The following is a 12,977-nucleotide window of genomic DNA, read 5'->3' as shown; positions in this document are numbered from 1 at the left end:
ATATGGGCACAAAAATTCTGATGGCCATGTTTCTGCCGGCACTGTTAGTCGTCCTTTTCACCCGCATCACCTACAGCCGCACGATCGCGATGCTGCTGACAATTGCGCTGATTGCAGGGTCTTCTTACAAAGGATATACAGGCAGCTGGTACGTCATCATCGTAGACGCTGCTTCACTGACACTCGGTCTCTGGTATGCCAACAGATATATGAAAAAATATACAGATAAACAGCGCGGAATCGCTTAGGTTCCGGGCTGTTTTTTGATGTTGGAGATGGGACGGCTGAGGAAGTAGCATTTTCAACATTCTGATGACCTGTTTATCTGCCCTGAATAACTAATTAGAATGTATGTTCGCTTTTCGCTGTCCTTTTTTATCTCAAGGTGGTAAACTTATTGAGACAATTAATTTGCCTAAAACCCTGTTTCATTTCATCATAAAGGGTATGAATATAGAAGAAGGTTTTTCACGGAATGATTTTTAGGAGGCGTTTGATACATGGTGCAGGAATTTGATTTGCAGTCAAAATATCAGCCGGCGGGGGATCAGCCTGCTGCAATTAAGAAACTGGTAGAGGGTGTTGAAAAGCAGAAGAAGCATCAGACATTACTTGGTGCAACGGGTACAGGGAAGACCTTTACGGTTTCAAATGTTGTACAGGAGGTAAAAAAACCAACGCTGGTTATTGCCCATAACAAGACGCTTGCTGGACAGCTGTATAGTGAATTCAAGGAGTTTTTCCCGAATAACGCAGTTGAATACTTCGTCAGTTATTATGACTACTATCAGCCTGAAGCTTACGTGCCTCAGACAGATACATTTATTGAGAAAGATGCAAGCATCAACGATGAAATCGATAAATTACGTCACTCTGCTACTTCTTCACTGTTTGAGCGGGATGACGTCATTATTATTTCATCTGTGTCCTGCATCTATGGTTTAGGTTCCCCGGAAGAATATAAAGAGCTTGTGGTCTCACTCAGAGTCGGTATGGAAATTGAACGGAATCAGCTGTTAAGAAGACTTGTTGATATTCAGTATGAGCGCAATGATATTGCCTTCACACGTGGTACGTTCCGCGTGCGTGGTGATGTTGTTGAGATCTTTCCAGCTAAAAATGATGAGCACTGCATTCGCGTCGAGTTTTTCGGTGATGAAATTGACCGGATCAGAATGGTTGATGCACTGACAGGTGAGATTCTTGGTGACCGTGACCACGTAGCTGTTTTCCCGGCATCCCACTTCGTTACACGCGATGAGAAAATGCGCAAAGCCATTGAAAATATTGAGATCGAACTTGAAGAGCAGCTGAAAATTTTAAAAGAAGAAGATAAGCTGCTCGAAGCACAGCGCCTTGAACAGCGTACGCGTTATGACCTTGAGATGATGAGAGAGATGGGATTCTGTTCGGGAATTGAGAACTATTCCAGACACTTAACGCTCCGAGAAGCAGGGGCTACCCCTTATACGCTGATTGACTATTTCCCGGATGACTTCCTGCTGGTTATTGATGAGTCACACGTGACGCTGCCGCAGATCCGCGGTATGTATAACGGTGACCAGGCGCGTAAAAAGGTATTGGTGGATCACGGTTTCCGTCTGCCTTCAGCTATGGATAACCGCCCATTAAAATTTGAAGAATTCGAAACGCATGTGCATAATGCGATCTATGTATCTGCAACGCCGGGTCCTTATGAAATCGAACACACAGATGAAATGGTCGAACAGATTATCCGTCCAACCGGTTTGCTTGACCCGACAGTTGAGATCAGACCGAGTGAGGGACAGATAGATGACCTGCTTGGTGAGATTCAGGACCGGATTGCGAAAAATGAGCGGACACTGATTACTACGCTCACGAAAAAAATGTCTGAAGACCTGACAGATTACTTAAAGGAAATCGGCATTAAAGTTCAATACCTGCATTCAGAAGTGAAAACCCTGGAACGGATTGAGATTATACGCGATCTCAGAATCGGGAAGTATGATGTACTGATCGGAATTAACCTGCTCAGAGAAGGACTGGATATTCCGGAGGTTTCACTCATCACGATACTGGATGCTGATAAGGAAGGTTTCCTGAGATCTGACCGTTCACTGATTCAGACGATTGGACGTGCAGCCCGTAACTCAAACGGCCACGTTATTTTATATGCAGATAAAGTCACTGATTCCATGCAACGCGCAATGGAAGAAACAGCCAGACGCCGTGAAAAGCAGATTGCTTATAACGAAGAACACGGCATTACGCCAGTGACGATCAATAAAGAAATCCGTGACGTCATCAGAGCAACGCATGCTGTTGAAGAAGCGGAAGAGTATGTATCACCTGCTGAACAGATGAAGAAGCTTTCTAAGCAGGAGCGTGCGAAAGTCATTGAGTCTATGGAAATTGAAATGAAGGAAGCAGCCCGTGCGCTTGACTTTGAAAAAGCGGCTGAGCTGCGTGACCTGATTTTAGAATTGAAAGCGGAAGGATGACCTGACAATGGGTAAAGATCAAATTATTATACAGGGCGCCCGTGCGCATAACTTAAAAAACGTTGATATTAAAATTCCGCGTGACAAACTAGTGGTGATGACGGGGCTTTCAGGCTCCGGTAAATCATCACTCGCATTTGATACGATCTATGCGGAAGGACAGAGACGATACGTTGAATCACTGTCTGCTTATGCAAGACAGTTCCTCGGTCAAATGGATAAACCGGATGTAGACACAATCGAAGGACTGTCACCAGCGATCTCAATTGATCAGAAAACGACGAGCCGCAACCCGCGTTCAACTGTTGGTACAGTAACAGAGATCTATGATTACTTACGTCTGCTTTTTGCAAGAATCGGACGACCGGTCTGCCCGGACCACGGTATCGAGATCACTTCACAGACTGTCGAACAGATGGTTGACCGCATCTATGAGTATCCGGAACGGACAAAGCTTCAGGTACTTGCTCCACTTGTGTCAGGACGTAAAGGTACACATGCCAAGATACTTGAAGATGTGAAAAAGCAGGGTTACGTTCGCGTTCGTGTTAATGGTGAGATGATGGACGTCGGAGATGAAATCGACCTTGATAAAAATAAAAAGCATTCAATTGAAGTCATTATTGACCGTATTGTTGTAAAAGAAGGGGCAGAAGCAAGATTAGCTGACTCTCTTGAAGCCGCACTTCAGCTCGGCGATGGAAATGTCATTGTTGACGTAATCGACGAAGAGGAAATCAAGTTCAATGAGCACCATGCCTGCCCAATCTGCGGGTTCTCAATCGAAGAGCTTGAGCCGAGAATGTTTTCATTTAACTCTCCCTTCGGTGCGTGCCCTGACTGTGACGGACTTGGAACAAAACTTGAGGTGGATCTCGACCTTGTCATACCGGACTGGACCCGTTCACTTAATGACCATGCCATTGCCCCGTGGGAACCGACAAGCTCACAATACTATCCATCTATGCTAAAAGCAGTGTGCGAGCACTATGATATTGATATGGATATTCCGGTGAAAGACATTCCGAAGAAAAAGATGGATAAAATTCTAAAAGGATCAGGCCGTGAAAAAATCTATTTCCGCTATGAAAATGATTTCGGTCAGGTACGCGAAAACAATATCAATTTTGAAGGGGTTCTCAAAAACGTTGAACGCCGTTATCGTGAAACCAGTTCAGATTATATCCGTGAGCAGATGCAGAAATATATGGCCCAGCATCATTGCCCGACCTGCGGGGGACACCGTCTGAAGCGTGAAAGTCTTGCGGTAAAAGTACAGGATCTGCATATTGGACACATTACTTCATATTCAATTGAAGAAGCTAAGGCATTCTTTAATGAAGTGGAGCTGACGGAAAAAGAAATGCAGATCGCACGTCTTATTCTGCGTGAAATTAATGAGCGTCTCAGCTTCCTTGTGAACGTCGGACTTGATTACCTGACGCTCAGCCGTGCAGCCGGTACCCTATCCGGTGGTGAAGCACAGCGGATCAGACTGGCTACACAAATCGGTTCTCAGCTGTCAGGTGTGCTTTATATCCTTGATGAGCCTTCTATCGGACTTCATCAGCGTGATAATGACCGCCTGATTGAAACATTGAAAAACATGCGGAATATCGGTAATACACTAATTGTCGTAGAGCACGATGAAGACACAATGCTTGCAGCGGACTACCTGATCGACGTTGGACCTGGCGCAGGTGTCCACGGCGGTGAAATTGTCGCGGCCGGCACGCCAAAGCAGGTAATGCGAAACGGAAAGTCACTGACAGGTCAGTATTTGTCAGGCAAAAAGTTTATTCCGCTGCCATCTGAACGCAGAAAGCCTGATAAAAAACGTCAGCTTCAGATTAAAGGGGCAAAGGAAAACAACCTGAAAGAAGTGGACGTGAATATTCCACTTGGCGTCTTAACATCTGTTACCGGTGTATCCGGTTCAGGTAAAAGTACGCTGATCAACAGCATTCTGCATAAGTCACTCGCACAGAAACTTCACCGTTCCAAAGTGAAGCCTGGTGAGCACAAAGAGATCAAAGGGATCGATCAGCTTGAAAAAGTCATTGATATTGATCAGTCACCAATCGGAAGAACACCGCGTTCCAACCCGGCGACTTATACAGGCGTATTTGATGATATCCGCGACGTTTTCGCTACAACGAATGAAGCAAAAGTCCGCGGTTATAAAAAGGGCCGTTTCAGTTTTAATGTAAAAGGCGGACGCTGTGAAGCCTGCCGCGGCGATGGGATTATTAAAATTGAAATGCACTTCCTGCCGGATGTATACGTGCCGTGTGAAGTCTGTCACGGTAAACGCTATAACCGCGAAACGCTTGAAGTAAAATATAAAGGTAAAAATATTGCAGATGTACTGGCAATGACTGTGGAGGACGGCCTGTCATTTTTCGAAAACATTCCAAAGATCAGCCGTAAGCTGCAAACGATTGTAGATGTAGGACTCGGATACATTACACTTGGTCAGCCCGCTACAACACTTTCAGGTGGTGAAGCGCAGCGTGTTAAGCTGGCTTCAGAACTGCACAGACGTTCAACAGGTAAATCAATGTATATTCTTGATGAGCCAACAACCGGACTGCACGTCGATGATATTTCCAGACTGCTGAACGTCCTTCAGCGTCTCGTTGATAACGGAGATACCGTGCTGATCATTGAACACAATCTGGATATTATTAAAGCATCAGACTATATTATCGACCTCGGCCCTGAAGGCGGGGACAGAGGCGGTACGATTCTTGCGTGCGGTTCACCTGAGGATATTGCTGAAGTGAAAGAGTCCTATACAGGAAGCTATCTGAAACCGGTTCTTGAACGTGACCGCAGCCGAATGGAAGAAAAAATGGCTGAACGTACCGGAGAAAAAGTAAATGCTTAAAAATCGTCCCGGGGCTTTAGGACAATCTCAGTCCTGAGACGGGTGGTCAGTTCCCTTTTTTCTGTCATGCTTATAATCAAATGAAACTTTTATTTCAGTCATTCGTATAAAAGGTAGTTCAGGATTGTAGAGACAATTTCAAAATCAGAGGAGAGTGTCAAATACATGGAAAACGAACGTCAAAGAATTTTAAGTATGGTGGAAAAGGGTACGATCACAGCTTCAGAAGCTTTAACACTTTTAGAAGCGCTTGAAAAGGATGGTTCAGCTAAAGCTTCGGCAGATAGCAGAACTTCATCAGAAAGCACAACTTCTAGCACGACGTCACACCAGGAAAAAACGTATGAACAGCAAAGCCGTTCATCTGATCAGTCACGTGAATATAATGATTCAGGCAGTTCACAGAAAAAAGAATTCCCATTCAATCTCGATGAAATGATCAATGATCTGTTTGGAACAATTGAGAAGAAATCAAAGGAATTCAAAACTGAACAGAATAAGAAAAACACCCGTCAGCAGCAGAAAGATAAACTGACAGATTTCGTTCAGACAGCATTTGAAAAAGTAAAAGGGCTTGACCTTGAATTCAATATGGGCCCGTCCCTTGAGTTCAAACATGTCTTTGAATCTGAAAAAGCTGAACTGATTGATATCGAAACAAGTATTTCAAACGGAAAGCTTACTATTCGTCCGTGGGATGAAGATTTTGTCCGTGCAGAATGTAATGTGAAAGTATTCCGCAGTGATGATGAATTTAAAGCCAAGCAGCAGCTGAAGGATTCAGTTATTTTTAACACGAACTTTAAAAAGCTTCGATTTGTCTCTGATCTCAAAATGATGAGCCTTGATACCGTTCTTTATGTACCAAAAGCGAATTATGAGAGATGGGATATCCGCCTGTTCAACGGTAAATTCCAGGCTGAAGGCGGAAACGTCAATAAAGTTAAAGTCCGTACAGCGAACGGAAAGATCGAGCTTTCAAATATGCTGATCGAAAAGGCAGAACTTGAAACAGCAAACGGCGGAATCAATGTTGAAAACACACGTGCTGATGTGATTGAAGCAGAATCAGTCAACGGTAAAGTCAATGTTGAAGGCGCCCTTGATGAAATTGACGCGCAATCTGTTAATGGAAAGATTGTCTGCAGCACATCAAGCTCCTCTGCGAGAAGAATCGAAGCAAAATCCCTTGCCGGCCCGATTGAAATCAACGTGCCGGAGACAGTATCTCTTGATGGAACACTCAGAACCAACTTTGGTAAGCTGAGAGTCGATTTTGACCAGATGGACCATGTTGAAGAGCGCGAGGAAATGATGCAGCGCAGATTGAATTTCAGAAAAGATCGTGAAGGCGCATCAAAGCTCTATATCACAGCAGATGCAAAAACAGGAGCCGTAACTGTCAAATCTTATTCAAAAAATCGTGAAACAAACGCGTAACTCATTCGTCTATATAGATGACCAGGATTCACACAAATAAAAAACAGCCTGATGCGCGTCCCCCCAGACATGCGTGTCAGGCTGTTTTGTTATGTAAACAGGGTAGAGATAGGGTTGTACTTGCGGGTTCATACCAGTTGCTGCGGTGTACGTTCCATGACAACTTAACCTCCATCCCCATAATACGCACAACATAATATGTTTCCCTACTCCTATTTCAAGGTATAATACAATAAATACATAAGGCGGGTGAGGATGATGGAGACGTTTATTAACCGGATCATGTGGTTTGGATTCAGTACAGTAGGTGCAGCTTTTCTTGGGACTGGTATCCTTTTTGTCGTGCTGGCTTTTGTAACAATGAATGCCGATATTATGGGATTCTTTAAATGGGTACTGCTCATTTTCCACTGGGGTGTAGGCGGGATCAGTCTGCTGTTATCCCTTGCGATTTTAGCGGTGGGGCTCAAACTGAGATTTTCATCAGGTAAAGAAAACCCTGAAGTATCTAACGCAAATTAAAAAGAAGTCGGGTGCGCATTTGACTGTGCATCCGACTTCTTTTTCGTTTACTTAATGATTGCTTCAAAGCCTGCTTTTTCTAAAGCGGCCACCTGTTTTTGAGCGAGTTCTTTCTGAGAGAAGGCGCCGGCCTGTACATAATAAATCTTTTTCGACCTTCCCAGATAATCAAGAATGCCCTCAGCTATAGCTTCCCCGCATTTGGTCCGGTAATCCTCACTTGCAAGCAGCTGCTTGTCTTCCCGGTTCGTCATAAACCCGCATTCAAAAAGTACAGCAGGCATTTTTGTTTCCCTTAACACGTGAAAGTCAGCTGTTTTAATGCCCCTGTCCGGTCTGTTAACTGCTTGTATCAGCTTGCTGTGTATAGTATGAGCAAGCTGTTTTTCATCATGCGAGTGAAGAGGGTGGATATAAGTCTCAATCCCTTTTACCCCATTCCACACGCTACCGCCGAATGCATTTGCATGAATAGAGACAAACAGATCTGCCTTACTGTCATTCGCAAGGTTTGTTCTTGCTGATAAAGGTACATCGTGATCATCACGGTGTGGTGTCAGCACAGTGATCCCTTCCTTCTGCAGCATTTGCTTAGCAGCCAAAGCAGCCGCCCTGTTAAAAGCATACTCATTCATCCCATCCGGACTTCTTTTACCCGGCGTGTCATAACTGTGCCCTGCATCAATACAAACAATCGTCATGTGTTCCCCTCCTGAATTTGTAGTGGAGTGTAAACTCCGTCCCCAAAGCCCTCCGCTCCGTGCCAAGTCTGTCCCCTTGGAGTGGAGTGTAAACTCCGTCCCCGGAGCCCTTTGCTCCGCGCAAAGTCTGTCCCCCTGGAGTGGAGTGTAAACTCCGTCCCCAGAGCCCTTTGCTCCGCGCCAAGTCTGTCCCCTTGGAGTGGAGTGTAAACTCCGTCCCCAGAGCCCTCTGCTCCGCGCCAAGTCTGTCCCCCTGGAGTGGAGTGTAAACTCCGTCCCCCGTAAAACAGATCGTTCCCCGCCACCCTTTCAGACACCTTTTGTCAAAACATTTCGGTTTTCTAATGTAGTCCTTCATTTTTCAAAGTGCTACAATAGACTGTATGTGAGATGAGCAGGGAGGATCGATATGGCTAAGGTAACGACGAATGAGATTATTGAGAAGTTTAAGATGGAGCTTGTGAGCGGTGAGGAAGGGATTCACCGTCCGATCACGACGAGTGATATTTCAAGACCGGGTCTTGAGATGGCTGGTTACTTCAGCTATTATCCTGCTGAGCGGATTCAGCTGCTCGGCCGGACGGAGATGTCATTTTATGAGCTGCTGTCAACGGATGAGAAGAAGGACCGGATGAGGCAGTTATGTACGGATAATACGCCTGGCATTATCTTGTCACGTGATATTGAAGTGCCAAAGGAATTAATAGAAGCTTCTGAGCTGGGCCAGGTGCCGGTCATGAGAACGCCTGTGAAAACGACGCGATTTTCAAGCCGACTGACAAATTTCCTGGAAAGTAAGCTTGCGCCAACAACGGCACTTCACGGAGTGCTTGTAGACATTTACGGCGTTGGTGTGCTGATTACAGGTAAAAGCGGCGTCGGTAAGAGTGAAACTGCACTTGAGCTTGTCAAGCGGGGACACCGCCTTGTTGCTGATGACAGCGTAGAGATTCGCCAGGAGGATACCGATACACTGATCGGGTCATCTCCTGAACTGATTGAGCATCTGCTTGAGATCAGAGGACTTGGCATTATTAATGTCATGACGCTGTTCGGAGCTGGGGCTGTGCGCAGTCATAAGCGTGTGACACTTGTGATTGACCTTGAGATCTGGGATAAGACGAAGCAGTATGACCGTCTTGGGCTGGATGAAGAAACGATGCGGATTATTGATACAGATATTACGAAGATCACGCTGCCTGTCAGACCCGGACGAAACCTTGCAGTTATTATTGAAGTAGCCGCAATGAACTTCCGTCTGAAAAGAATGGGCATGAATGCAGCAGAGCAATTTTCAAACCGTTTGAACGATATCATTGTTGACGGCGACCATGACGATATTTAATCAGGAGGAAAAGAGATGATGTTATTAACAGCCCAGCCGATCGATCCGGTTGCGTTCAGCATTGGACCGCTCAGTGTGGCCTGGTATGGACTGATTATCGGAACGGGGATTGTGCTTGGTTATCTTCTTGCCAACCGAGAAGCGGACAGGCTTGGGATGCCAAAGGATATGTTTGCTGACCTTTTAATCTGGGCAGTGCCGATTGCGATTATCAGTGCGAGAATTTATTATGTGATTTTTCAATGGGACTATTATTCACAGAATCCGGGCGAGATCGTCGCAATATGGAATGGCGGGATTGCCATTCACGGGGCACTGATCGGTTCAGTTGCAACAGGTGTTGTGTTTGCGAAAATGAGAAAACTATCATTCTGGAAAATTGTCGATATCGCAGCACCAAGTATTATTTTAGGACAGATGCTTGGGCGCTGGGGGAACTTTATTAATCAGGAAGCGCACGGCGGTGAAGTGTCGCGCAGTTTCCTTGAAGGACTTTTTATTCCGGACTGGATCATCAATCAGATGTATATAGAGGTAAATGGCAGCTTCGCTTACTATCACCCGACATTTTTATATGAATCTGTCTGGAACTTTGCAGGACTGATCCTGCTTCTGCTTCTTCGAAAAGTGAATCCGGTCCGCGGGGAGATTTTCCTCAGCTATGTGATCTGGTATTCAGTTGGACGTGCATTTGTAGAAGGGCTGCGGACTGACAGCCTGATGCTCACTGAGACGATCCGCGTTGCACAGGCGATTTCTATTCTGCTTGTGATCGTTGCGATCGCGCTGATTCTGTACCGCAGATTTGGCCAGGGCATCACAACCCGTTATGCTGATAAACGAAATTAGGTGAAGGACATGAACCAACAGACAATAAAAGACGGCTTGAAAGCAGGACTGAATACGACGTGGACACTGGGGAAGATCATTTTTCCGATCACGTTTCTGATTACGATTCTTCAATTCACTCCTGTGCTCGGCTTCATCACTGACCTGATTGCCCCTTTTATGGGACTGTTCGGCCTCAGCGGTGAAGCAGCCGTACCGCTCGTTTTAGGAAATCTCTTAAATTTATATGCCGGAATTGCCGGAATCCTATCGCTTGAAATGACAGTGAAAGAAGTATTTATCATTGCAGTCATGCTGTCTTTTTCACATAACCTGTTAATTGAAACAGGTGTTGCGTTAAAGGTGGGCGTGAAGCTTTGGGTGATTCTGCTTGTCAGACTCGGACTCGCATTTGGTTCAGCGATTGTCATCAATCTGGTCTGGAGCGGCGGCGAAGAGATCGCCCAGTACGGTATGGTGCCTGTGAGTGAACCGGATGTGAGCGGATGGGGATCGATTCTGATTCTGGGGCTTGAGAAGGCAGCGTTTGGTGTTCTGCAGCTGGCGATGATCGTGATTCCGTTAATGATTGTCATCCAGATCATGCGTGACCTGAAATGGCTGGACGTATTCTCACGCTGGATGGCTCCGGTTACGAGAGGGCTTGGCATGAAGGAAAATACGTCAATGACCCTTGTAGCAGGCCTGACAATCGGCCTCGCCTATGGTGCAGGTGTCATGATCAAAGCGGTTCAGGAAGACGGTGTCAGCAAAAAGGATGCCACACTTGCGTTTATTTTCCTCGTTGCCTGTCACGCAGTCGTTGAGGATACGCTGATCTTTATTCCGCTGGGCATTCCGATCCTGCCGCTTTTATTAATCCGTCTGATAACAGCAGTTTTACTGACCATTACTGTAGCTGCAATCTGGAATCGGGCTGAGAGGAGAGAACCAAGCTATGAGCAACCGCATTGATACTGTGCTGTTTGACCTTGATGGCACATTAATTAATACAAACGAGTTAATCATTTCTTCATTTTTACACGTGATGGATCACTATTATCCAGGTGAATACCGCCGCGATGACGTGCTTCAATTCATGGGGCCGCCGCTCGTTGATTCATTTCAGTCGCTGAACCCTGAAAAAACGCAGGAAATGGTCGACTACTACAGAGCTTACAATATGCAGATGCACGACGAACTCGTCACCCCTTTTGAAGGAGTGGATGAGGCAGTCAAAGCACTACATGAACGCGGCATCAAGCTCGCCATCGTATCCACAAAGCGTCATGACATGGTGCTAAAAGGGTTAAAGCTGATGAACCTGGATCAGTACTTTGACGTTGTGATCGGACTCGATGATGTCGAGCGCGCAAAACCGGACCCGGAACCGCTCAACAAGGCTCTTGATGCACTTGGGTCGAAAGCTGACTCCGCCATCATGGTTGGTGATAACCACCACGACATTGAAGGCGGAAAAAACGCAGGTACATTATCCGCAGGTGTCGCCTGGACTTCAAAAGGGCGGGACTACCTTAATATGTACCAGCCTGACTATATGCTTGAGAACATGAGTGAATTATTGAAGATCATTGAGGAAAGCGGCTCATGAGAAGAACGAAGCGCTATCCAGTAGAAGGGTCAAACTCGCTTTGGCAGCTCTATAAAACCGTTTCGTTTTTTAAAGTGGCCTGGAATTTTGCCGTGCTTCAGACAGCGAGGTACACCCCATTTATCAGCTTGAAAAACTGGATGTACCGCAACCTGCTTGGTATGAAAATCGGTGAGAAGACAGCTTTTGCGCTGATGGTGATGCCAGATACGCTTTATCCTGAAATGATTAAAGTAGGCCGGAATACGATAATTGGCTATAACTCTGTGATTCTGGCGCATGAATATCTGGTTGAGGAATACAGGCTTGGTGAAGTGATCATTGGCGATAACGTCATGATCGGTGCAAACTCAACTGTCCTGCCCGGCGTTGTCATTGGAGACGGCGCAGTCATTTCAGCTGCCACGCTCGTTCATCGTGACGTGCCGGCTGGTGCATTCGCAGGGGGCAACCCGATGCAGATTATCAAAATGCCTGAACAGAAAAAAGAGCAGCTGGATTAACTCCGCTGCTCTTTTTGTATTTATGCCGGGATACTCGATTTTGCCACGCGCGTTTGCGGGAATACCTGAAGCATTTTCGCCCCGACAACCGCTGCTACAAATGAAAGAATAATATCTTTTGGAATTGTCGGCAGCATCCATACCCATGCCATCACATACGTAAATCCTTCCGGTGCGTTAAACCATAGTTTATACGCCATATACATCCAGTTGGTGCCAAGCACGTAATTGATCACTGAACCGATCAGTGCTGCTGCAACAAGTACCGCAAACGACTTATGCTTTTCAGTCATCCATCCCACAAACCATGCGACAACTATATAAGAAAGAATAAATCCAAATGTCGGACTGATCAGCGTACCAAGACCGCCGCCCCAGCCTGCAAATACTGGCATACCGGCAAGACCAATCAATAAGTAAACGGTCATTGCGATCGGACCCCACTTTTTACCGAGCAGGATTCCTGCAATTAGACAAACAACTGTCTGCAGCGTGACCGGCACGTTGCCAATCACAAGGATCGGCACAATCGAAGTAATATTAGCGCCAATTGCCATCAGTGCAGCAAAAAGTGATGCCAGCACCATTCCGTGAACGGGTGATTTAACCATATTCATTCCTCTTTTCATATAAAATGTATTGTATTATGTACA

Annotated in this window: 12 protein-coding genes; 10 read left to right on the top strand and 2 right to left on the bottom strand. The window is 45.8% G+C overall.

Translation table 11 applies throughout. The annotated features are described in order from the left end of the window. Positions 1 to 2 precede the first annotated feature (2 nt). The 5 genes from KP77_RS13200 to KP77_RS13180 all read left to right on the top strand — a co-directional run bounded on the left by KP77_RS13200 (position 3) and on the right by KP77_RS13180 (position 7,335). Positions 3 to 248 carry a CsbA family protein gene (locus tag KP77_RS13200; RefSeq protein WP_041123198.1) on the top strand — a complete coding sequence of 82 codons (246 nt, stop codon included), beginning with the start codon at positions 3 to 5 and terminating at the stop codon, positions 246 to 248. A gap of 252 nt (positions 249 to 500) precedes the next feature. Then, positions 501 to 2,483, top strand: a complete 1,983-nt coding sequence (gene uvrB / locus KP77_RS13195) for an excinuclease ABC subunit UvrB (RefSeq protein ID WP_041123197.1) — start codon at positions 501 to 503, stop codon at positions 2,481 to 2,483. 7 nt (positions 2,484 to 2,490) lie between these two features. Beyond that, the gene (gene uvrA, locus KP77_RS13190; protein WP_041123196.1) at positions 2,491 to 5,373 is read left to right on the top strand and encodes an excinuclease ABC subunit UvrA; all 2,883 of its coding nucleotides are present in this window, start codon (positions 2,491 to 2,493) and stop codon (positions 5,371 to 5,373) included. A 165-nt stretch (positions 5,374 to 5,538) separates the two neighbouring features. Continuing rightward, complete coding sequence (locus tag KP77_RS13185; RefSeq protein WP_041123195.1) at positions 5,539 to 6,813, top strand: DUF4097 family beta strand repeat-containing protein; 1,275 nt, start codon at positions 5,539 to 5,541, stop codon at positions 6,811 to 6,813. A gap of 255 nt (positions 6,814 to 7,068) precedes the next feature. Next, entirely contained in the window at positions 7,069 to 7,335 is a 267-nt protein-coding gene (locus KP77_RS13180; protein ID WP_041123194.1) for a hypothetical protein, read from the top strand. A 47-nt stretch (positions 7,336 to 7,382) separates the two neighbouring features. On the opposite strand, the gene KP77_RS13175 is transcribed toward KP77_RS13180, so the two are convergent. Continuing rightward, entirely contained in the window at positions 7,383 to 8,036 is a 654-nt protein-coding gene (locus KP77_RS13175; RefSeq protein ID WP_041123193.1) for an N-acetylmuramoyl-L-alanine amidase, read from the bottom strand. 409 nt (positions 8,037 to 8,445) lie between these two features. Here KP77_RS13175 and hprK point away from each other — a divergent pair, with 409 nt between their 5' ends. From hprK to KP77_RS13145, 5 genes are read left to right on the top strand one after another with little or no spacing between them, the layout of a single operon-like run. Next, positions 8,446 to 9,381 (top strand): HPr(Ser) kinase/phosphatase, encoded by a 936-nt coding sequence (gene hprK / locus KP77_RS13165; RefSeq protein WP_041123191.1) that lies wholly within the window; start codon positions 8,446 to 8,448, stop codon positions 9,379 to 9,381. A gap of 18 nt (positions 9,382 to 9,399) precedes the next feature. Continuing rightward, a complete protein-coding gene (lgt, locus tag KP77_RS13160; protein ID WP_041123356.1) occupies positions 9,400 to 10,230 on the top strand; it encodes a prolipoprotein diacylglyceryl transferase in 831 nt (276 codons plus the stop codon). 9 nt (positions 10,231 to 10,239) lie between these two features. Then, positions 10,240 to 11,184 carry a nucleoside recognition domain-containing protein gene (locus tag KP77_RS13155; protein WP_041123190.1) on the top strand — a complete coding sequence of 315 codons (945 nt, stop codon included), beginning with the start codon at positions 10,240 to 10,242 and terminating at the stop codon, positions 11,182 to 11,184. Then, positions 11,168 to 11,821: a pyrophosphatase PpaX gene (ppaX, locus tag KP77_RS13150; protein ID WP_041123189.1), complete on the top strand. Its 654-nt coding sequence runs from the start codon at positions 11,168 to 11,170 to the stop codon at positions 11,819 to 11,821. The genes KP77_RS13155 and ppaX overlap by 17 nt, the downstream gene beginning before the upstream one ends. Further along, the gene (locus KP77_RS13145; protein WP_041123188.1) at positions 11,818 to 12,324 is read left to right on the top strand and encodes an acyltransferase; all 507 of its coding nucleotides are present in this window, start codon (positions 11,818 to 11,820) and stop codon (positions 12,322 to 12,324) included. Before ppaX ends, KP77_RS13145 begins: the two co-directional genes overlap by 4 nt. A gap of 20 nt (positions 12,325 to 12,344) precedes the next feature. Here KP77_RS13145 and KP77_RS13140 read toward each other — a convergent pair whose 3' ends face one another. After that, on the bottom strand, positions 12,345 to 12,935 hold the full coding sequence (locus KP77_RS13140; RefSeq protein WP_235420719.1) for a biotin transporter BioY: 591 nt from the start codon (positions 12,933 to 12,935) through the stop codon (positions 12,345 to 12,347). Positions 12,936 to 12,977 lie beyond the last annotated feature (42 nt).

Origin of the sequence: Jeotgalibacillus alimentarius, from assembly GCF_000829445.1 — a bacterium.
In the GTDB taxonomy this organism is placed as follows: Bacteria; Bacillota; Bacilli; order Bacillales; family Jeotgalibacillaceae; genus Jeotgalibacillus; species Jeotgalibacillus alimentarius.
This window is presented reverse-complemented; position numbering and strand designations above follow the sequence as displayed.